Annotated in this window: 22 protein-coding genes; 11 read left to right on the forward strand and 11 right to left on the reverse strand. The window is 68.7% G+C overall.

Features of this window, described 5'->3' with window-relative positions; translation table 11 throughout:
• The first annotated feature begins 302 nt into the window (after positions 1 to 302).
• Positions 303 to 830 (forward strand): hypothetical protein, encoded by a 528-nt coding sequence (locus tag ABZ319_RS20810; RefSeq protein ID WP_354988091.1) that lies wholly within the window; start codon positions 303 to 305, stop codon positions 828 to 830.
• A gap of 57 nt (positions 831 to 887) precedes the next feature.
• Here the strand turns inward: ABZ319_RS20810 and ABZ319_RS20815 are convergent, their stop codons facing one another.
• From ABZ319_RS20815 to thiD, 3 genes are all read right to left on the reverse strand, one after another.
• Entirely contained in the window at positions 888 to 2,975 is a 2,088-nt protein-coding gene (locus ABZ319_RS20815) for a glycosyltransferase family 39 protein (protein ID WP_354988092.1), read from the reverse strand.
• A 318-nt stretch (positions 2,976 to 3,293) separates the two neighbouring features.
• Positions 3,294 to 4,535, reverse strand: coding sequence for a bifunctional glycosyltransferase family 2/GtrA family protein (locus ABZ319_RS20820; RefSeq protein ID WP_354988093.1), 1,242 nt, complete (start codon positions 4,533 to 4,535; stop codon positions 3,294 to 3,296).
• 111 nt (positions 4,536 to 4,646) lie between these two features.
• Positions 4,647 to 5,510 carry a bifunctional hydroxymethylpyrimidine kinase/phosphomethylpyrimidine kinase gene (thiD, locus tag ABZ319_RS20825; protein ID WP_354988094.1) on the reverse strand — a complete coding sequence of 288 codons (864 nt, stop codon included), beginning with the start codon at positions 5,508 to 5,510 and terminating at the stop codon, positions 4,647 to 4,649.
• Between the two features lie 230 nt (positions 5,511 to 5,740).
• Between thiD and ABZ319_RS20830 the strand changes: the two genes are divergently transcribed.
• Positions 5,741 to 6,193, forward strand: a complete 453-nt coding sequence (locus tag ABZ319_RS20830) for a hypothetical protein (protein WP_354988095.1) — start codon at positions 5,741 to 5,743, stop codon at positions 6,191 to 6,193.
• A gap of 182 nt (positions 6,194 to 6,375) precedes the next feature.
• Here ABZ319_RS20830 and ABZ319_RS20835 read toward each other — a convergent pair whose 3' ends face one another.
• Complete coding sequence (locus ABZ319_RS20835; protein ID WP_354988096.1) at positions 6,376 to 6,933, reverse strand: hypothetical protein; 558 nt, start codon at positions 6,931 to 6,933, stop codon at positions 6,376 to 6,378.
• A 100-nt stretch (positions 6,934 to 7,033) separates the two neighbouring features.
• Positions 7,034 to 7,480, reverse strand: a complete 447-nt coding sequence (locus tag ABZ319_RS20840) for a hypothetical protein (protein ID WP_354988097.1) — start codon at positions 7,478 to 7,480, stop codon at positions 7,034 to 7,036.
• A gap of 133 nt (positions 7,481 to 7,613) precedes the next feature.
• On the opposite strand from ABZ319_RS20840, the gene ABZ319_RS20845 reads away from it, so the two are divergent.
• On the forward strand, positions 7,614 to 8,288 hold the full coding sequence (locus ABZ319_RS20845; RefSeq protein ID WP_354988098.1) for a helix-turn-helix domain-containing protein: 675 nt from the start codon (positions 7,614 to 7,616) through the stop codon (positions 8,286 to 8,288).
• Between the two features lie 143 nt (positions 8,289 to 8,431).
• The gene (locus tag ABZ319_RS20850; RefSeq protein WP_354988099.1) at positions 8,432 to 9,703 is read left to right on the forward strand and encodes a hypothetical protein; all 1,272 of its coding nucleotides are present in this window, start codon (positions 8,432 to 8,434) and stop codon (positions 9,701 to 9,703) included.
• A 56-nt stretch (positions 9,704 to 9,759) separates the two neighbouring features.
• Here the strand turns inward: ABZ319_RS20850 and ABZ319_RS20855 are convergent, their stop codons facing one another.
• Positions 9,760 to 10,254 (reverse strand): hypothetical protein, encoded by a 495-nt coding sequence (locus ABZ319_RS20855; protein ID WP_354988100.1) that lies wholly within the window; start codon positions 10,252 to 10,254, stop codon positions 9,760 to 9,762.
• A 214-nt stretch (positions 10,255 to 10,468) separates the two neighbouring features.
• Between ABZ319_RS20855 and ABZ319_RS20860 the strand changes: the two genes are divergently transcribed.
• Positions 10,469 to 11,656, forward strand: coding sequence for an epoxide hydrolase (locus ABZ319_RS20860; RefSeq protein ID WP_354988101.1), 1,188 nt, complete (start codon positions 10,469 to 10,471; stop codon positions 11,654 to 11,656).
• A gap of 93 nt (positions 11,657 to 11,749) precedes the next feature.
• Here ABZ319_RS20860 and ABZ319_RS20865 read toward each other — a convergent pair whose 3' ends face one another.
• Positions 11,750 to 12,262 carry an Ltp family lipoprotein gene (locus ABZ319_RS20865; RefSeq protein WP_354988102.1) on the reverse strand — a complete coding sequence of 171 codons (513 nt, stop codon included), beginning with the start codon at positions 12,260 to 12,262 and terminating at the stop codon, positions 11,750 to 11,752.
• A gap of 166 nt (positions 12,263 to 12,428) precedes the next feature.
• Complete coding sequence (locus tag ABZ319_RS20870) at positions 12,429 to 12,833, reverse strand: DUF732 domain-containing protein (protein WP_354988103.1); 405 nt, start codon at positions 12,831 to 12,833, stop codon at positions 12,429 to 12,431.
• A 179-nt stretch (positions 12,834 to 13,012) separates the two neighbouring features.
• Between ABZ319_RS20870 and ABZ319_RS20875 the strand changes: the two genes are divergently transcribed.
• From ABZ319_RS20875 to ABZ319_RS20885, 3 genes are all read left to right on the forward strand, one after another.
• A complete protein-coding gene (locus tag ABZ319_RS20875; protein WP_354988104.1) occupies positions 13,013 to 13,564 on the forward strand; it encodes a hypothetical protein in 552 nt (183 codons plus the stop codon).
• Between the two features lie 124 nt (positions 13,565 to 13,688).
• Entirely contained in the window at positions 13,689 to 13,988 is a 300-nt protein-coding gene (locus ABZ319_RS20880; RefSeq protein WP_354988105.1) for a hypothetical protein, read from the forward strand.
• A gap of 85 nt (positions 13,989 to 14,073) precedes the next feature.
• Entirely contained in the window at positions 14,074 to 14,835 is a 762-nt protein-coding gene (locus tag ABZ319_RS20885; protein WP_354988106.1) for a 1-acyl-sn-glycerol-3-phosphate acyltransferase, read from the forward strand.
• Positions 14,836 to 14,861: 26 nt separating this feature from the next.
• Here the strand turns inward: ABZ319_RS20885 and ABZ319_RS20890 are convergent, their stop codons facing one another.
• A complete protein-coding gene (locus ABZ319_RS20890; RefSeq protein WP_354988107.1) occupies positions 14,862 to 15,254 on the reverse strand; it encodes a nitroreductase/quinone reductase family protein in 393 nt (130 codons plus the stop codon).
• 196 nt (positions 15,255 to 15,450) lie between these two features.
• Here ABZ319_RS20890 and ABZ319_RS20895 point away from each other — a divergent pair, with 196 nt between their 5' ends.
• Together ABZ319_RS20895 and ABZ319_RS20900 are read left to right on the forward strand one after the other, a co-directional pair.
• Entirely contained in the window at positions 15,451 to 16,287 is an 837-nt protein-coding gene (locus ABZ319_RS20895; RefSeq protein WP_354988108.1) for an alpha/beta hydrolase, read from the forward strand.
• A 38-nt stretch (positions 16,288 to 16,325) separates the two neighbouring features.
• A complete protein-coding gene (locus tag ABZ319_RS20900; protein WP_354988109.1) occupies positions 16,326 to 17,102 on the forward strand; it encodes a MerR family transcriptional regulator in 777 nt (258 codons plus the stop codon).
• 52 nt (positions 17,103 to 17,154) lie between these two features.
• Here ABZ319_RS20900 and ABZ319_RS20905 read toward each other — a convergent pair whose 3' ends face one another.
• Together ABZ319_RS20905 and ABZ319_RS20910 are read right to left on the reverse strand one after the other, a co-directional pair.
• Positions 17,155 to 17,355 (reverse strand): DUF397 domain-containing protein, encoded by a 201-nt coding sequence (locus tag ABZ319_RS20905; RefSeq protein ID WP_354988110.1) that lies wholly within the window; start codon positions 17,353 to 17,355, stop codon positions 17,155 to 17,157.
• Positions 17,352 to 18,350: a helix-turn-helix transcriptional regulator gene (locus ABZ319_RS20910; protein WP_354988111.1), complete on the reverse strand. Its 999-nt coding sequence runs from the start codon at positions 18,348 to 18,350 to the stop codon at positions 17,352 to 17,354. The genes ABZ319_RS20905 and ABZ319_RS20910 overlap by 4 nt, the downstream gene beginning before the upstream one ends.
• Positions 18,351 to 18,712: 362 nt before the next feature.
• On the opposite strand from ABZ319_RS20910, the gene ABZ319_RS20915 reads away from it, so the two are divergent.
• The gene (locus ABZ319_RS20915) at positions 18,713 to 18,964 is read left to right on the forward strand and encodes a hypothetical protein (RefSeq protein WP_354988112.1); all 252 of its coding nucleotides are present in this window, start codon (positions 18,713 to 18,715) and stop codon (positions 18,962 to 18,964) included.
• Positions 18,965 to 19,027 lie beyond the last annotated feature (63 nt).

Consider the following 19,027-nt stretch of genomic DNA (forward strand, 5'->3'; position numbering starts at 1 on the left):
TCCACACACCCCCCCCCCCACCCCTGCCCACCCCGCCGCACTCCCGACCCCCGGCTGGGGGCGTGCCCTCCCTGGGTTGCCCCCGCCCGCGTCCCCGCCTCCGAACGGAGGCGGGCACGCTCGTTTTCGCGTGGTCGATTCGGGCGGGTTCGTGCGTTCCGGCAGCGCCCGGCGGACCGGCGCCCCCGATTCGACTGCCCCGAGAAGTGGTGTCCCCCAGCATGTTTGAAACACGAGAATTTCGGAGGGGTGGAGAACTATCGTCCACGGCGACCCGACGTAGTTCTGGCAGGAGTGGGTGGATGCGAGTAAGCAATGGTTCGAGTCGAATCGGCTGGGGGACGGCGGTATTCGTCATGGCATCGGTGGCCGTCGCGGTGACCTCGGCCCCGGCGTCGGCTGGGCTGGCCAACCTGGCCGTCCGGTCCGTCACCGACCCCGGGCAGGCCCTGTACGTCGGTGGCAAGTACAGCATCGGGGTGTCTCCCACGCCCGGCGACAGCGCGGGCCGGCACGTGAGCTTCTATGACAACGGCCGTTGCGTCGGAAGCGGTCTCATCAACTCGTACGGCGGCCAGGCCCCCGCCGGGGCCGGCATCTTCTGGGTCCCGTCCACCGCGGGAACCCACACGCTGCTGGCGCGCCGCGGGTCGGACTCGGTGTCGATCACCGTGACCGTCGCCCCGACGCCCGACGGCGTCACCCCCGTCGAGCAGCCGAAATCGGACGGCTGCGGTATCGATACCGGGAGTGTGAACGTCGGCAGCTTCGATTCCGGGAGTATCGGCCCGGCGTGGGAGAGCCCCGGCACCGGCAGCGTCTACAACTGATTTCCACGGCCCGCCGCGCCCGCCTCCCGAGGGGAAGCGGGCGCGTTCGTGAGCGGGTCAGCTCTTCGGTGCGGTGAGGTCGTAGACGGTGACGCCGTCGACCTCCTGCGCGGTGAAATGCTCCGTTACCCAGGCGGTTATCTCGGAGCTGGTGTTCGACTGGCCGCCGCGCATCCCGTTCTCCCCGCTGCCGAGGAAGTAGTGGATCTCGCCGTCGGCGACGTACCGCTGGAACTGCGCCAGGGTGGGGGAGGGGTCGCTGCCGTTGAACCCGCCGATCGGCATGACCGGGAGTTCGGTGGCGAGCTGGTAGCCGGCGGCGCTGTTCGAGCCGACGGTCGCGGCGACCCAGGTGTACTCGTCGCCCTCGGCGGTCAGCAGGGCCGTCAGGGTTGCGCCCGGGGTGCTGGCGGACATGAGACCGCCTGCCGCGCCGCCCATCCGGTTCTCCGAACGGTTCGCGCTGGTCGGCGCGTCGCTCGTCGTGCCGTTGGGCGTGGCGTTCCCGTTGCCGTCCATCGGGCCGCCGGGCATCGTGCCGCGGGCGTTGCCGGGCGGCATGCCCGGACCGTTGCCGCCGTCGCCGCGGTTGCCACCGCCCGGACCGTTGCCGCCGTCGCCGCGGTTGCCACCGCCCGGACCGTGTCCGCCGCCGGGTCCGAAGCCGAAGCCGCCCTTGGCATTCGGTCCCGCCGACGGGATCGGCCCGGCGTGGCCGGTGGCGAGGGTGTCGGCGGTGTAGGCCAGGGGGCCGGCCAGGCCGATCAGCACCGCCGCCGCGGCCGCGACCAGTTCGAGCCTGCGGGGCAGGCGGACCAGCAGCGCCAGGGCGGTGACGGTCCCGGCCGCGAGCAGCGTCCAGCGCAGCCAGGGCTGGAAGGAGCTGCTGCGGGACAACAGCATCCACGCCGTCGCGACGGTCGCGCCGACCGTCAGGGCCAGGGTCGCGCGGACCCACAGCCGTTCGCGTTCACGCCAGAGCAGGACCGCGCCCGCGCCGGCCAGCACGGCCGTCGCCGGGGCCAGGGCCACCGTGTAGTACTGGTGGAAGATGCCCTTCATGAAGCTGAAGACCAGTCCGGTCACCAGCAGCCAGCCGCCCCACAGGATCAGGGCCGCGCGCTGCGGATCGGTCCGGGCGGACCGGCCGCGCAGGACGAGTCCCGCGACGAGCAGCAGGAGCGCCGCCGGGATGAGCCAGGCGATCTGACCGCCCTGCGCGGGCTCGAACAGGCGCCCGATGCCGGTGCTGCCCCACATGCCGTTCCCGCCCGCGGGCAGTTCCCCGCCGGGGCCGACGCTGCCGGACTCCTCGCCGTTGAGCCGGCCCAGGCCGTTGTAGCCGAGGGTCAGTTCGATGATCGAATTGTTTTGCGAGCCACCGAAGTACGGCCGGTCTTCGGCGGGCCACAGCTCGGCGATGAGTACCCACCAGCCCGCGCCTGCGAGCATCGCGCCGCCCGCGGCGAACAGCTGCGCGATGCGCTTACCCAGCTTCGGCGGGCCGGCGATCAGGTAGGTCAGCGCCAGTGCGGGCACCACCAGCAGGACCTGGAGCTGCTTGGTCAGGAAGCCCAGTCCGATGAAGCCGCCGGTCAGCAGCAGCCACCGCCAGCGGCCGTCCGCGACCGCGCGGGTCATGGCCCACGCCGCGGCGACCATGAACAGCACCAGCAGCGCGTCGGGATTGTTGAACCGGAACATCAGCGCCGCAACGGGAGTCAGCGCCAGCGCGAGCCCGGACAGCAGTCCCGCGCTCGCGCCGAAGTTCCGCCGCACCGTCGCCCACAGCAGCGCCACCGACGCCACGCCGATCAGCACCTGCGGCAGCAGCATGCTCCAGCTCGACAGTCCGAACACTCGAACCGAGAGCTCCATCGGCCACAGCGACAGCGGCGTCTTGTCCACCGTGATCGAGTTGGCGGCGTCGGAGGAGCCGAAGAAGAACGCCTTCCACGACACCGACCCCGCCTGCACCGCGGCGGCGTAGAACGAGTTGGCCCAGCCGTTGGCGGAAAGATTCCACAGGTAGGCGACCGCCGTTCCGATCAGCAGTACCGCCAGCACCGGGTACTCCCAGCGCGGTGTCCGCCGCCCCGGGTCGGCCGCCGCGGTCGGCGCTCGTTCAGCGAGAAGTGTTGTCATCGTTCGCCTCCTCGGCGTTTCCGGTGGTGCTCGCGGGGATCGCGGTCGGCGGGGTAGCGGCGGGTGGCTCGGGTTCGGCCGTGCCCGGCGGCTGCGGTGCTTTCGCCCCAGGGGCAAGTGCGGCCGGGCGGGCTCTCGACGTGGACGAACCCGTGCGCGACGGGGGTGCGGCAGTGGGGATTCGCGACTCGGTGCCGCGTGTCGCCCAGGCGGGCAGAATCCCGTGGCCGACGGCCGCGAAGGTGCGGGGCCGGCGGGAGGCCGGCAGCGAGTTGATCGTGGTGCCGAGGATTTCGGCGCGGTCATCTCGCCGGGCCGTCATCGGGTGACCGCCGTCGTGCGGTTGTCCGCCTGGCGGAACACCCAGCGCAGGCCGACGAAGCGGGTCAGTGTCGCCAGCAGGTTGGCGGCGATCAGGACCATGAGTTCGAGGTGGATCGAGGCGTTCGGGGCCCAATGGTGCAGGGCGAACAGGGATCCGCTGGTGAGCAGGAGGCCGACGCCGAAGATGGCCAGGCCCTGGAGTTGGTGGGAGACCGCGCGGGTCGCGCCGCGCACGCCGAAGGTGAAGGCGCGGTTGGCGGCGGTGTTGCCGACGGCGGTGATGAGCAGGGCCAGGAAGTTGGCGGCCTGGGCGCCGGTGAACGATTGCAGCAGCAGGTAGAGCAGCAGGTAGGCCAGGGTGGAGGCGACGCCGACGATGCCGAAGCGCACCAGCTGGCCGACCATTCCCAGGGGGACGCCCTCGACCAGCGGTTCGCGGCCGACGGCGGCGCGCAGTTCGTTGATGGGCAGTCGCCCGGCGGCCAGGGCGCGACCCACCCGCCAGATGCCGAGCAGATCCTTGCGCGCGGTGTCGACGATGTCCACGCGGCTGTCCGGATCGTCGATCCAGTCCACCGGCACCTCGTGAATGCGCAGCCCGATGCGTTCGGCCAGGACCAGCAGTTCGGTGTCGAAGAACCACTCACCGTCCTCGACCAGCGGCAGCACCACCCGGGCGACGGGGGTGCGCATGGCCTTGAACCCGCACTGGGCGTCGGAGAACTTGGCCTGCAGCGAGGTGCGCAGGATCAGGTTGTAGCAGCGCGAGATGAATTCGCGCTTGTGCCCGCGCACCACCCGTGACGACGACGCCAGCCGGGTGCCGATCGCGACGTCCGAATGTCCGGAGACCAGCGGCGCGACCAGCGGCAGCAGGGCGTTCAGATCCGTGGAGAGGTCGACGTCCATGTAGGCGACGACCTGTGCGTCCGAGTCCAGCCACACCTGGCGCAGCGCCCGGCCGCGCCCCTTGCGGTCCAGGTGCACCACGCGCACGCCGGCCAGTTCCCGCGCGAGATGCGCGGCCACCCGGAGGGTGGAGTCGGTGGACGCGTTGTCCGCGATGGTGATTCGCGCCGTGAACGGGAAGCTGCGGTCCAGGAATTCGCGCAGCCTGCGCACGCACGGCCCGAGATCGCGCTCTTCGTTGTACACGGGCACGACCACGTCCACGACGGGCGCGGTCACTGCCCCTGCTGGTTCCGCCGCCCGGACGGCGGTCGCTGTGTCGGTCATGATCACCAACCTGGTGGACCACACTGGGCCGACCCTGCGTCACAGCTGGGAGGTTCCTGGGAGCCCGGGTGTTCACGGCTGTGCGGGCGGTCCGGGAGTAGGTGACGCCGGTTAGATCTCGTTGCCGTGCGGGTCGGTGTGCAGGCGCCACAGCGGGGAGACCGGGCCGTGGCCCGCGCCGAGGTCGTAGGACGCGGCCAGGCTGCGGCGGGTCCACTCCTTGGCGAAGGCGAAGGCTTCGGGGACCGAATAGCCGTGGGCGAGAGCGCAGGTCATGGCGGCCGCCAGGGTGTCGCCGCCGCCGTGGTCGTTGCCGGTGGCGATGCGCGGGGCGGTGAGTTCGTGGAAGGTGTCGCCGTCGAAGAGCAGATCGGTGCTGACCGCGGAGGTGCGCAGGTGCCCGCCCTTGACGATGGCCCACTGCGGGCCGAGCGCGTGCAGCGCGACGGCGGCCTTGCGCGCGGTCGGGTCGTCGACGACCTCGATGCCGGTGAGCAGGCGCACCTCGTCGAGGTTCGGGGTGATGACGGTCGCGAGCGGGATCAGGGTGTCGCGCAGGGCGTCCAGCGCGGAGGCGTGCAGCAGCGGATCCCCGTGCATGGAGGCCGCGACCGGGTCCACGACCAGCGGAATCGCACCGGCCTGCCCGATGCCCACCTCCTGGCAGACCGCGGCGACGGCCTCGATGATCCCGGTCGAGGCGAGCATCCCGGTCTTGGTCGCGCCGATCCCGATGTCGCTCACCACTGTCCGCACCTGCGCGGCCACGATCTCCGGCGGGATCTCGTGAAAACCGCTGACCCCCAACGTGTTCTGCACGGTAACCGCTGCCACCGCCACGCACGCGTGCACGCCGCACAGCGCCATGGTCCGCGAGTCGGCCTGGATGCCGGCCCCGCCGCCGGAGTCGGTGCCGGCGATGGTGAGCGCGCGCACCGGCGTCTGCCCGTCGGGTGTGAGTGGCAAGAGATTCACGCCTGCGACCCTACGCGCAGGCGAAACAGGAGTTACCGGGCATCTCCCGGCGGTGGTCGCGGATCGGTGCGACATCGGTCCCGCACACTCGCGGCTTTTTGAAATCGCAACGTTTCACTAGCTGCGGGTGTTAGCGTTCGGCGACCCTGATCTCAGGGGGGAAACCGGAGTGAGAGATGAGTTCGAACAGTATGCCGAGGCGACGGATTGTTTGGGGCGCAGGGGCTTTCATGGCGACGATGGTGGTCGCGATGGCCCCGTCCGCGACCGCCGCCACCCAGCTCGCCCTGAACCTGGAGTCGCCCCCGCCCGGCGGCTATGTGACCGGGGTCGAATATCACATCAACCCCATGCCGGGGCAGGGCGGTGCGGACGCCGCCAACCGGGTCGTGTTCACCGACAACGGTCAGTGCTTCGCCGCCTACTGGCGGGCGGGTGACAAGGACTCGACCGGCTCGAGCAGGGCGTTTCCGGCTGTGGACAAGGTGATCCGATGGGTTCCGGCGACCGTGGGTACGCACACGATCGTCGCAACCGCGAACGAGGCATCGGTAACCCTCACGGTGAATACCGTCGCCGCCGCGCCCGGCACCCCGCCGCCCCCGCCTGGGGATCCGAATGCCAACGGCTGCAACGACACCGGCAACCCCTATGCCGAAGAGCCCAGCACGGGCAGCTTCTGACCCGTGCGTGTGGCGGGCTGACGGCCCCAAGGTCCACCGGCTCCGGCTCCGGCTCCGGCTTCGTCGGCAGCCGGCCGGACGCCGCGGGTGGAGTGTCGGAACTCCGCCGATGTGAGCGCGGGGTCCAGCGATCCTGCGCCCGAGCGCCGACCTCGGCCGTGGGTGCACGATGGCGTTTCGGTTCACCCGTGAGCCAATTCCTGGCCCATGCGGGCGGTGATGGCCGTGAGAACCCGGGCCGCGGTGGCCAGGTCTTCGGGTGCGACGGCGCTGTAGGCGGCGTTCACGATCGCGCCGGATTCGGCGCGAACCCTGCTCACCACGGCCGTGCCGGCCGCGGTGGGTTCGAGTCTGCCGTCGGGTGTGTTCGTCAGTAGAGCCTTGGCGAGCAGCGCGTCCAGGGCCGTTTCGACTTCGGCGGGCGACCATCGCGTCAATCCGGCGACCCGGTTGATGTGGGCGGCCCGCTCGACCGGCTCGCCGACCTGATTCAGCACGATCCACTGCTTCTCGTCCAGGGTGGTGCCTGTCAGTGCGCGGGCCAGAACCGCGGTGTGGTGCTTCTCGGCCTGGCCGATGATCGAGGGCGTCAAAGTAGCGGGGGCCGAAGCGAATTGGGTTGCCGCGATGCTGCTCGTGGGCGACCCGTCCTCGGCAGGGGTTCCACCGCAACCGGCGAGCAGCAATGCCGCACCGATGACCGAGACCGCTGCGCCGACGGCGGTTGTTCTGCTGTTCATCTCGTGAAACCTTCTCTCCGCGAGCGGGCGAACCCCGGCGCGGTGGTCGTGCGCCGTCGGCCCGTGCTCGTGAAAGCGCTGGGCCGGTGGCGAATTCGACTCACGCGCGGGCCAATTCCTCGGCCATGCGGGCGGTGATGGTGGCCAGGACGCGGGCCGCGGTGGCCAGATCTTCGGGTGCGACCGCGCCGTAGGCGGCGTTGACGATCGCGCCGGATTCGGCGCGAACCTTGCCCACCACGGCCTTGCCGGTGTCGGTGGGCTCGAGCAGTCCGCCGGGTGCGGTGGCCAGCAGGGCGTCGGCCAGCAGTGCGTCCACGGCGGTCTCGACGTCGGCGCCTGCCCACCGGGTCATCGCGGCGACCCGGGCGATGTGGGCGTCCCGCTCGACCGGTTCACCTGCGGCGAGGGCCTGGTTCAGCACGATCCACCGCTTCTCGTCGAGGGTGGTGCCGGCCAGCGCGCGGGCCAGAACCGCGGTGTGGTGCTTCTCGGCCTGGCCGATGACCGCGGGGTTCAGGGTGGTCGGGGCGGTGGTGGTGCTCATGGCGATCTCCTGCTTTTCGAGTTGGTGCTCGCTGTCGTGAATGATTCTGACACTGAGTCTCAAAAGTGCGCAAGTATCAATGTGGACCGAGTTTCTTTCGGGCCTGAGATCCTTCTCGCGCTAGGATCGCGCCATGCCTTCGGACGACCGCGCCCTGCCGCTGCGTGAGCGCAAGCGGATCCGCACCCGCCGCGCCCTGGCGGACGCCGCGCTGACGCTGTTCACCGAGAAGGGTTTCGCCGCAACCACGGTGGAGGAACTCGTCGAGGCGGCGGAGGTCTCGCGCAGCACGTTCTTCCGGCAGTTCCCGACCAAGGAGGCGGTGGCGGTCGAGGCCGAGACCGAGCTGTGGGCCGGGTATCTCGAGCTCCTGGCCGCACGGGAACTCGCCGGTCCGATCCTGACCGCCCTACGCGACGTCCTCACCGACGCGGCGACCGCGCTCCCCGACGACTGGGATGAGCGCTACATCGCCACCCGCGGCCTGATCCTGACCGCTCCCAGCCTGCTCGGCTATGTCGACTACGCGCGCTCGGGTGTGGAAACAGAAGTGACAGAGCAGCTTTCGGCGAAGCTCGCGCTCGCCGCCGGTGATCTGCGCCCCCGCATCCTCGCCGAGCTGACCACCACCGCCTGGAGTATCGCCGGGCGCGGCTGGGTCGCCGCCGACGGCGCTGGGGGGCGATCCGCGCTCGTCACCCGTCTCCACGCGGCGTTCGCCGCCATCCCCGACGCCTTGCAGGCCGAGGCCCCGGCGCTCACCCAGGCAGCCGGGGCTCGCCGTTCCGGTGGGAGGGCTTCGGTGTAACGGGCCGGGGTGCGAGTTCGACAGTTTGCTGTGGTTTGCCTGCCGTCCGCGAGAGCGGTGGCCGGGCAAGGCGCTGGACGGTTCTGCGCAGGAGCGCGGGCCGGACCTTACTTCGATCTCGAACGGGTAGCAGAGTGCGTGACGTGGGAAAAGACCCGGACGGGACCGTCAGCCATCGGAAGGTGGTGCTGACATGTGTGGTGGTCGTCGCGGCCGCCTATGGGGTTGCGGGGCTGTTGTTCGGCCCGACGCCGGAGAGTGCGCCGCAGGCAGCCGACAACTCCTATGTCACTCCGCCGGTGCAGTTTCCGGTGCGGATTCCAGGGTGTGACATCGTCGAGCCGCCTCGCGACGGAGGGTTGTCCGGCGTGGTCTTCGGCGTCCAGGAGGGCTACGACAACCCGGCCTATCCGTGGTTCTCCGGGCGCAGGGCGATGGCCATGACCGACGCTCTGCGCGCGGCACTGCCCGCCGATGCCGAGATCGCCTTCGCCTCGCCGCGGGCTTCGCTGGTGTTCCAGCCGATCCTCGGCGACGACTCGCGGCGGGACGAGTTCGGCAGCGAAACCGACGCGCGCGCCACGGTGCTGCGCGGCGACCGCGCGGGCGCGCTGCGGGTGGCCGTGCGGCAGTCCGCCCGGCCGGTGCCGCCGTGCGTCGCGGGCGCTCTCGACGAGCGGCGCGCCCTGGCCGACGGCACGGTCGTCGATGTCCAGGACACCTGGTACGAGATGAATCGTGTTCGCACTCTGTCCCGGACCGCCACCGCCTACCTGCCGGACGGGACGGTCGCGAGCGCGAATGCCACCGACGAGGCCGCCGGCCGCGCGGCGGCCGTCCCGCTCACCGTCGACGAACTCGTCACGATCGTCACGACCCCGGGGCTGCGCGTGACCGTTCCGATTCCGCCCGGCACACCCGATCCGCCCGGCAGGTGCATCACCGGACTGGATCGTTCCCCGGAGATCGACGAGGCCCGGGCGCGCCGCATGAACGCCGTGCTGGCCGCGATTCCGCTCGACGGCTTGCGCGTCGACCGCCCGCTGGGTGCGCTGCTGCCCGCCGACTGGGGCGGGCTGTGCCAGGTGGTCCGGACGGGGGAACCCGGCGAAGACGCGCTGCTGAGCATCCAGATCACGACCGGACAGTCGCTCCCGCAACAGGATTCGCCCGACGACGGCACGACTTCGCGGCGGCTCGCGGACGGTGCGGTGCTCGCGAGCCGGGAGTCGCGCTACGGGGTATCGGGGCCGGCGTCGTCGGCGCTCACGATGCGTAGGTCGCGCACCGTGACCGTCACCCGGCCGTCCGGGACGCAGATCGAGGTCACCTCCACCGTCGCCGCGGCCGACGAGCCGGTGTCGTGGGCGCTGCTCGAGTCGATCGCCGCGAATCCGGGACTCGACGTGTCGTGAGGGAGACGTGAACGCGGTGGCAGGCCCGCGGCCGATCTCGGCGGACGGTCAGCTGATCACCGGCTCGCGGAGCCTGTGATCAGGGCCACGGCGAGAGGTGAAGAGCCGCTGTCGGATCCGGTGTTCACCAGATCGCAGGTGTAGGACGCCGCGGAGCCGCTGCCTCGGTAGGTGGGGCAGACGTTGAAGGTTCTGGTCAGGGTCGAGGGGCCCTGGGTGGCGGTCACCTCGTAGACGCCCGCGCGGTCGGGCACCCAGTTGAACGACGTCCAGGTCCTGCCATCCTTGGGATCGTGAACGGCCGGGGTCCGCTGGCCGAGGGCGACGCCGTTGATCGACAGGGTCACCGGGGCTTCTCGATCCGCGCCGACGGTCGTGACCGAGATGCTGCAGGCCGTGTTCGCATGGCCGCATCGGCCCATATCGCTCACGAGCGTCTCGATGTCGATGGCGCTGACTTCGGCGGCGGCGTCGGGGGACAGAAACAGCGGCGCGGCGAGCACGGCGAGCGGCGCGAGCCCGGAGGCGGCCGCTCGGGCAATGGTGAACATGAGCAGTGAGACTAAAAGAAACGCTGTTGTTTCATTGCTGTTCGATGGCCCCCGGTTTCGTGGTCTCGACACCTCACCGGATCGGGCAGATGGCCCGCCCGAGATCCGCTCGGCGGGGAGTGATGCTTGTCATTGGCGCGTTAGCGGCGCGAAAGCCGGGTAGTGCGGTCCGGATTCGACTTCGCACGTGTTGCCGCGAGAATCTGGAGGTCTCATGCCCGCACTCGGCCATATCGGCGTGCAACCATTCGACACCCGCGCGACCGACGCCGACCTCGACGATCTGCGAATTCGATTGGCGGCGGCGCGGTTGCCGGAGGCCGAGACGGTGCGCGGTGCCGGGCCCGGTCCCGGTCGGTGGGCGCAGGGCGTTCCGCTCGCCGATCTCGTCGATGTCGTGCACTACTGGCGTACCGAGTACGACTGGCGATCCTTCGAAGACCGCCTCGGCCGAATCGGCCAATTCCGCACGGTCATAGACGGTGTGGGTATCCACTTCCTGCATCGGCGGTCGCCGCGCGCCGACGCCGTTCCGCTGATCGTGACGCACGGGTGGCCGGGGAGCATCGCTGAATTCGTAGATGTGGCAGACGAATTGGCTGATCCGGTGGATGCGGGCGCACCGGCGTTCCACGTCGTGATCCCGTCGCTGCCGGGCTTCGGCTACAGCGACAGGCCGGCCGCCACCGGGTGGGGGATCGGAAAGATCGCGTCGGCCTGGGTGGAGCTGATGGACAGGCTCTGCTACCCCGAGTTCCTCGCCCACGGGGGCGATTGGGGCGGCGTGATCACCACGGTCCTCGGCGCGAGGTTCCCGGAGCGCGTGCTCGGCATCCATACGCTGACCCCGCAGGCGCCGCTCGGTCTCACAATGGACGGGCTGACGACGGCCGAGCGCGCCTGGGTCGAGACGACCCGTGAGTTCTGGACCGGCCCGCGTGCGGCGTTCGCTAAGTTGCAGGCGGATCGGCCACAAACGATCGGCTATTCGCTCGTCGATTCGCCGGTCGGCCTGCTCGCCTTCATCCTCGACAAGTTCGCCGAGTGGACCGACACCGAAGACAGCCCGTTCGAGACGATCTCGTTGGACCGCTTCCTGGACAACGTGACCCTGTACTGGCTGACGCGCACCGGCGCGTCCGCCGCCCGCATCTATTACGAAAGCCACGGCGGCATAAACACGTTCGATCCCGGCCTCCGTGTCGAGGTCCCGTCCGCGCTCAGCGTGTATCCGCACGATATCGAAAAGTGCCCGCGCCCTTGGGCGCAGGAACGCTTCCGCCGGATAGTCCACTGGAACGCACCCGATGCCGGCGGGCATTTCCCGTCCCTGGAGGTCCCCGGCTATTTCGTCGAGGATCTGCGCCGGGGGCTCGCGGCGGTGCTGGCCGCCGGCCGGTAGGCGAGGGAGTGCGTCGTCCACGCGAGCACTGCGGCCGGCCGCGCACCGTAGTGCTCGCTCCTCGCGGACAGGTACTACCGCCGAAAGAGAGTGTCAGTAGGCGACATTGGCTCCGTGCTCGGCCTGGGCACGCGTAAAGCCCTCGTACACCAGCTGATCGATCAGTCCGGACCTGGAGAACGAGGTGTACTCGAGGTACTGCTTGGCGCTCTTCGCCGCCTGCTCGTTCCAGTCCACATCCAGGCTGTCCACGGCGAACGTTGCGTCTGCCGTGGAGAAGTCCTCGTACTCGAGCTGGTTGATCAGACCGCTGCGAGAGAAGGCGGAGTAGTCGAGGTACTGCTGGGCAGATCGGATGGCGTTGCGCTGGCCGGCGGTGATGTCCTGCTTGGCCGGGGAGAATCCCGCCGCGACTGTCGATGCGGGGGCCGCGATATCCGGCCGAGCGACGTCGGCCGTTGCCGCAGCACCGTTCCATGCGGGTGCAGCCACGGCGAGAGCCAGTACCGGCGCGGCCAGCCACACCCGTTTCTTCTGCTTCTTCGGCACGTCCGTGGCCGTGGGCTGTGGGTTGGGGGACGGCTCGACGCGGGCGGGTGTGTTCACGGGTGTCCATTCGTCAGGTGATGGGTGGAGCATCGTGCAGTCGTGCCATCTGCTGACGTCGGAGTGTTGTTAGCCGGTTGGGTGCGGTGGGTGCCGGTTAGGCACGGGATGTCGGTGGGTTGGCAGTTCATGTCCCCCGAGCATGTACGGGTCCGCCGCGCCGGTATCAGCCGGGGCAATAGGCGGTCTCGGCGGCGTTCACGAAGGCCAGCGCCGAGCCGAAATCGCCGGGACCATCGCTCAGAAACTCGGCCAGATCGTGCTTCGTCACGCCGTCGGTGAGTAGTTCGCAGACGGCATGGCCGCCCTCGGCGATGCCCGCGAAATCCGAGATGAGGTCGGGAAGCACCTGAATTCCATCGTGCTGGACGATCAGGAACCCGAAATGCGCGTCCTGTAGCGGGCCGTAATTGTGGGGCCCCGCGATGGGTGCGAGCTCTGCCGACGGCAATGCCGAAGCGGGGGCGGCGAACAGAACAGCGGCGACCGCGGTGGCGAGCCCCGCGGCGATCTTCGTGACGAGCAAGGGAATTCCAATCATGGGATAACAGCGCGACCCGGTGATCGCCATCAAGATCGTAAATGAGGTCACCGAACCCCGTCGAGTGAGTTCCGAGCCCCCATTTTTCAGGTTGCGGGTGGGGCATCGGGCAGTCGCGCCGGCTGCGAGAACCGCCCGAGCCGCGGGCAATAGCGAGCGTTTCCCGGCCTCGGCCGGAAGGCGGCGCTCGGCTGGCAGAATGGCCGACCATGAGTGGGTTGCGTTGTGGCGCCGCGGTTGTCGTCGCGGGGTGTGCGTTCGTGTTGTCGGGATGCGAACAGGAAGTCACGGAGAAGCTGAAATTCGGGGAATCGGTGACGGTGTCACTGATCGACGGCACGGTGGGAATCGCGGTCCTGAGCATCGAGCGGGGTACGACCTCGGATCTCGACGGGCTCGTTTACACGATGTCGAATTCCCCGGTTACCAGCGGCACGCCCTACTACGTTCGCTACCGCCTGACCCGTACTTCTGCCGGCGCCGACGTGGGCACCCATTTCGTTGTCGAGGCGGGCCGGAATCGCCTGGGGGAAGTGACCATCAACCCGCCGCTGTACTCCGGGTTCGGCACGCAATCCGGTGTGGAAAAGGAATGTCCGGCGGTGCGGCCGGATGAGTTCAGGGCATTGAGTCAGGGGCAGAGTCTGGAAGGGTGTAAGGCCTTCGTCGCCCCTTCGGCGTTCGGCGGCGAAGCTCCGACCCGTGTGCAGTGGGTGCCCTACGAGGGCAGGGTGGTTGCGATCTGGGGCCCTCGCGCGTAATTCGGCGACGACCAAGGGTCCGGGTGTCGGTGCGTGCTGTTAGCTTCTGTACCGCAAGCGGATTCGTCGTTTGCCGCCGATCCGGTCGCTCTCGACCGGATCGACATCGAAGGGGGAGATTCTCATGAAGCTGGTTGTCGCCGGAGTGCTCGCGGCCGTCGCGGTTGTCGCCGGAGCCGGGGGCGCGCAGGCGCGGGGGTATGACCGGGACACGGTGATCGTGGATTCCGGGGACGGGGCCATCACCATGACCTACGGGGCGTATGTGGACTGGCTGGCCGAGAACGCGGCCGAACTCCGGCCCGAGGTGCGGCAGGCCGGTGGGTGCGCGGCCTTCATCGGTGGCAACCCGGGCCCGGCGAACGAAGCGCCGCTCGGAATCGATCCGTTCATCGCCGCGTGCAAAGAGGCCCTGGGGCTGTAGGCCGGTAGCCTTTGCGCTGGTGGGTGCCGTGGGCGCGGTAGCCGTGGCATCCCCGGCCGGGGTATGCCGGAGATACGCTGTGGGCATGGAACCGCCCGAGGTCGCCCTGGAAAATTTCGACGCCGTGTACGACTACTACCGCGATCACCGGCAGAATCTGTTGGGAGCGAAAGCCGCGTACTGGTTGCTCGGGCGTCGCTTCCAGCCGCGGGTGAGCTACGCGGAGGGGGCGCGGAAAGAGCTGCGGGACTTCATCTCCGCGGGGCGGCCGCTGATCATCTCGATCAATCACCTGTCGGAGAAGGACCCCTACACGGTGAGCGCGGCGGCCTGGCGCAGTCCGCTGCGGCCCGTCATCGGGCACACCCGGGTGCTGGCCAAACACGAGGTCTTCGCCGACCCCAAGATGCGGGGCAAGCTCGACATGATGGGCGCCATGCCCGTGTTTCGCAGCAGGGACCATGACAACTCCCCGGTCAACGCCGCGTCGGGGCGGCTGATCGACACCTGCGCGGAGGTCCTGGCACGCGGCGACAGCATCGCCCTGTTTCCCGAGGGGACCTGCAACTACGTCGACCACACGCGGGTGCAGGAACTGGGCGGCGGCATCGGCCACGTCGTCGGCCGGGCCCGCGAACTCGGCGCGAACCCGGTGCTGGTCAATCTCGGGCTCAGCTACGGACCCCGGGCGGATCCCGCCGTTCACCTGAGCACGGCGGATGTCCGGTCGGCCAGCTTCTACTTCCGCAGGCCGGTCGGCGAACTGCCCGCCGAGCCCGCCGACATCACCGCCCTGGTCCGCGAGGAGTTGCAGACCGCTCTCGACGCGGCCATCGCGGCCTACTGAGCGACGGGCCGGCCGCGGTGGGCGGATCAGTCCAGATCGATGCGGACGGACAGCAGATCGGTGCCGAGTGCTCGGACGACCGTGCTGTTGGCGCGCGGCAGCGCGCGCAGGCGCGCCCGGGCGTCGTCGCCGGGCACCACGTGTGCGGTGCCGGAGTACCACCGGCCACGCAGGCGCAGCCGAACACGGTTGTCCACCTGAATGTTTCGGATGTACTGGGATTTCTCGCCGAACTCGGAAACGAGCCAGAACGAGCTGCCGTCCCGGCGGCCCCCGATCGGCGTGATCCTGGGCTGACCGCTCTTGCGCCCCGTTGTCTCGAGCAAGGTCTGAATCGGTAGCCGCCCCGCGACCGGGTTGCCGATGTAGCGCTGAAATGTCGTCACCGCACTGAATTGCAGTTCTCGCAGCTTGCTCACGACCCGAATCTACCGAAGAGTTGGTCCGATCGGGTCGGGCGTCTGTGCGGAGCTGCACGTCGTGATCTGGTGACGCCCGCGAGACCCGCTGGCGCAGAGGCACATTCATCGTCACCGGGCAGTGGAAATCAGCGGTGGTTCGATGTCGAACCGATGGTTGACCCTGACGCTGGGTCAACGATTCAGCATGGTCGGCATGGCTACGGAAACCGATCAATTCATGGTCCGGCGCGACGGGGTCGCGATCCCGGTGTCGCGCGGGGGCGACGGGCGACCCCTTATTTTTTGTCCCGGTCTGAGCTCGACACAGGGCGAGCTGGGCGAACTCATCGAGCTGTTGCGGCGTGACTTCGATGTCATGACCTTCGACCTGCGGGGCCACGGCCTTTCCCCGGCGGTCGACCGGCCTTGTTTCGAGGCTTTCCTCGGCGATTTCGCCGCCGTGATGGCGGAGGTGGGACGTCTGGGTCTGACCGAGACGCCCGTGCTCGCGGGCCACTCGTACGGCGCGGACCTGATCGTGCACTATGCCGCCGAGCATCCCGACGCCGTCGGGGAGCTGGTCCTCATCGACGGGGCCAACCCGATACCCGCACCGTTCATCACCGCGGCCGACCTGCCGGAGTTGCGCACGATGTGGGAACACCTGGCGGCGGAGCGCGAGACCGCCTGCGGCACATCGCGTCAGGTGCGTCTCACCGCGCGGGAAATCCTCGATCTCAATCTCGAGCTGGACGTGCTCCGGTCCGGGATCGATCTGGACATCGATGTGGCCGGGCCCGGAATCCTCGACCGGTATTGCAGGATCGACCGCCCGATCCACATGATCATGTCGACCTCGATGGCCGGTGACAGCGGCGCGGGGCGGGTACCGCGGCACAATCGGCTGTGGCGGGCCGGCGTCGAGCGGCTCGTGCGCGAGCGGCCGGATATTTCCACGTCGTGGCTCGATGCCACGCACGCGCTGGTCGTCACCCACGCCACGGACATCGCCCGGATCATCCGGAATACGCGTATTCGGTCAACCGGGTGACAGCCCCTAGCGGTTCCCGTCTCGGGGAGACTGGCCCGATGCTGACGATCGGCGAGCTCGCGTCGTACGCCGGGGTGACGGTGCGCGCGGTGCGGCACTACCACGCCAAAGGGCTGCTGCCGGAACCGGAACGAGACCACTCGGGCTACCGCCGGTACGGTGCGGGCGCCGTCGTCGAACTGATCAAGATCCGGACTCTCGCCGTGGCCGGGGTACCGCTCGCGCGCGTGAAAGAGCTGCTGCGGGCCGGCCCGGAGGAGTTCACCGCGGCCATCGCGGAGATCGACGAGCGGCTGCGGGCCGAGATCCGGCAGCGGCAGCGGCATCGCGAGCGGATCGCCCGCCTGGCGGCCGGCGACAGCCTGGTGCTGCCGGTGGACGTGGTCGAGTTCCTCGACCGGTTGCGGGCGCTGGGCGTCGACGAGCGGATCATCCGGATCGAACGCGACGGCTGGATCCCGTTGGCCGCCCGCACACCCGAGCGGGTCCCGGTCCTGATCGCCCGCAAGCGCGAGCAGATCGCCGAGACACCCCTCATCGACTTCTACCTGACCCTGAGCGATGCCCTCGACCGCCCCGGCGACGACCGGACGCTGGTCGCCCTGGTCGACAAGATGGCCGCTTACCTCACGCTGCTGGCCGACGAACAGGGCGAGGACTACGTCGGCGGTGAGATCGAGCCGTCCCTGGCGAGACTCCTGGACACACTGGCGTTCGACGCCGCCCCACCTGCCCGCCGGCTGGTCGAGCTGCTGGCCGACCGCGGCTGGACCGGCTGGACCAAACTCGAGCGCAAACGGCCGAACCGGCGGTAGCGGGACATACGGCATCGAGCGGGGTGACGCGGCCGGATCCCGCCGAACCGGTTCAGCGGCAGTCGAACTCGCTGTTCGTGGTTCCGTCCACGAATGCGGTCCACTCGCCGGGCGTGAACCACAGCTCGGGGCCACCGGGGTCCTTGCTGTCGCGTACGCCGGTGCGGCCCTCGGCGTGGCAGACCTCCACGCACTGCTTGCCGCCTTCGGACCTGCTGGACTTGTACCAGTCGCCTGTATTCGGCTTGTTCACGCCGCGTACTCCTTCGCAACTCGAAGCATGAGGTCTCTGGAACCCTCCTCGGACAACGCTACCGTCCGGAGGTTCTCGATCGCCTCGCGATATTCGGAGAGCTCCTCCTCATGCTCATGGAACGTGCTGCCGAGCGCTCCTTCGGCGAATACGACCGGGGGCAGTGGCATGCCGTGTGTACTGTCGGGGAACTGCAGCAGGGAGAAGCCTTGCATCGTCAGCCCGCGATGAGGCCCGGCTCGGAACGGAACCACCCTGAGCCGCACCGTTCCTCCTATCTCCGCCAGATTTCGGAGCTGGTCAGCCATCACGGCCAAGTCGCCCGGCAGATGGCAGAGAACCGCCTCGGAAATAAACGCTTCCAGCTGAAATCCTGTGTCGAGGACGAGCTTTCGCTTCTTGGTTAGCTCGAGGCGGCGCTCCATATCGACTGCGGACAAACCGGGTTCGTTGATGGAGATGATGGCGCGGCGGTACCCGGGTGTTTGCAGTAAGCCGGGGATCATGGTCGGCTGGTACGTGATTACAGACTCGGCGATGGACTCCAGACGAAGAAACTTCGGGAAGTTCGGAGCGATCTGATCGGTGTAAGACTTCCAAAAACCCTTGGAATTTCCTTGCAGCCTTTCGACTTTCGCCTGTTCCCTGACCTCACCCCAGAGGGCGAGAGCCTCGCTGCGACTACCGGCGTCGGCTCCATAGAAGTCGAGCAGGCTTCCGAGCTGCATGGTGCTGATCTTTGTTGCCCAGCCGTCCTCCATGCGCTGGATGGTCATGCGTGACACCTCGGCCTCCAAACCCGCTGCCAGCAGCGTCTTTCCGGCGCGGTCTCTCAGTTCGCGAATGAGGTTTCCGAAGGCCCTGCGAGAGACTGTCGATCCTGTCATTTCGTTAGCCTCGCTATCTGCGTGTGCTTCGAACTGTTCAGGTGCAGTGTGTGCGTGCACATTTCGTGCGTGCACAGAACGTGCATGTTCAAACTGTGCGCCCATCATATTCGTTCTGCATCACGCTGTGAACGGTTCAGAAAAGCTGGTTCGGGTGTCTACTGGAGTAGGCGGCGGGCGGTGGAGTTGCATCTGAACCGCCGACTTCGTCCCGATATCGCAGCAGCGGAATTCGAATGGGGTGATTCGATATGTCTTGGGAGACTTGCGTGCTCGTAGGGCTCGTTATGTTGTGCGTTGCCGTTACTGTCTGGGGGTTTCTGGGGATCCGGGCCGACGGCGAGGTCAGATTCCTCCGACTCGACAGCATCGGCGGCGGGGGACATCTCTACGTCCCCGCGGCCGGGGGTGGGGGACGGTGGCATCGAGGAAGGCATCGGGCCGGAATCGTGCGGGGGGTGTGATCGGCTGTGACGAACCCCTATTTCGCTCGATCGCCGTATCCACGCCGTGAAACGGCTCTGCCGCAGCAGGATTCGGCGCAATCACCGGACGGTCATCCGGCCTGGCACGCACGGCCGGGTGCGTACGCGGCCATGTCCGATCGCGACATCGACGATCTGCTGGACCGGCACCCGCCGGACTGCTGGGGCGGGCGCTGTCTACTGCGGCGCTACCTGTTGGAGCTGCGTGAGCGGCGCGGGGGAGGTGAGGTGTCGTGAACCGCTGCGGGATCGATGAGCACCCCCGACTCTCTAACGCTAATGAAAATCATTATCATGTAA

Source organism: Nocardia sp. NPDC005978, assembly GCF_040614455.1.
In the GTDB taxonomy this organism is placed as follows: Bacteria; Actinomycetota; Actinomycetes; order Mycobacteriales; family Mycobacteriaceae; genus Nocardia.